Here is a 981-nt window from a genome sequence, read left to right as displayed (position 1 = left end):
CGCCGATAAGGGGTTCCGTTTAAACGCCGATTGACACCGACCTTCTGTCCAGCGTTCCACGCCGGACGACAAAGTGCAGCTGGATCATATTGTGCAATACCCATCTGAGTTCTCCTACGGCCGCTATTGGCCATAGGAATAACGCACGAGCGCGATAAAGTGGTGCGGCCGCGAGCGACTTCATGTCGGTCGTTGACAGAGTATTGGCAGCGGCCTAGAAGCGGACAAAGAGTAGAAGGAGATATATGCGCAGAGGCTTGTGATTTCGACCGCAATTTGCGGCTTCACCTGGCACTAACATTTTGGTGCCGGACCCTTATGCATGTCTCTTCTTGGAATTATTATGAAGAACCACGACGTTGTAATCCGGCCCTATGCGCCGGAAATAGACTTGAAAAAGCTGTCGCGCATTTGGCTTGACGCGTCCCTGTTGGCTCATCCTTTTATCGGCGAACAGCGCTTGCTTGAGCAACGAACGCTGATCGAAGATCAGTATTTGCCTAATGCCGAGACCTGGGTGGCATGCGTTGACGAGGAGCCCAGCGGCTTTATAAGTCTGCTCGATACTTTCATCGGAGGAATCTTCGTTTCTCCAGCCCAGCAAGGGCATGGTATCGGTCGTCAGCTCATCTTATATGCTCTCAATTGTAAAGGTGAACTTGAGCTTGAGGTTTACACCGACAATCAGCAGGCCGTAAGTTTCTACACCAAACTCGGCTTTGAAGAGTTGTCACGCCATGCTCGCGATGATGACGGCTACGCTTTCGAAAATGCCCGTTTACGCCTAATCAGCTAACGGCACGTCGGGCGGCGAGAACCGCCGTCTGACAGTCATTTAACAAACCAAAAAGCCGAACGTCCGCACCCCCCTCCGGCTCACTTCTACGTGGAAATCAACAAGTTAGTTAGTTTTTTATATTAACCGTCAGGAATTTCAGCTCACCGACGTTTTTAAATTCGTTGCTAACGTCGCTGGCAATA

The 981-nt window shown here is 50.8% G+C and carries 1 protein-coding gene; it reads left to right on the top strand.

Going from position 1 to position 981, the window contains the following annotated elements; genetic code table 11:
• The first annotated feature begins 322 nt into the window (after positions 1-322).
• Positions 323-796: a GNAT family N-acetyltransferase gene (locus tag CEV31_RS12325; protein ID WP_235818088.1), complete on the top strand. Its 474-nt coding sequence runs from the start codon at positions 323-325 to the stop codon at positions 794-796.
• Positions 797-981: the final 185 nt, after the last annotated feature.

This window comes from Brucella thiophenivorans, assembly GCF_002252445.1.
In the GTDB taxonomy this organism is placed as follows: domain Bacteria; phylum Pseudomonadota; class Alphaproteobacteria; order Rhizobiales; family Rhizobiaceae; genus Brucella; species Brucella thiophenivorans.
The sequence above is the reverse complement of the archived record's forward strand: the minus strand, read 5'-3'. Positions and strand labels throughout refer to the sequence as shown.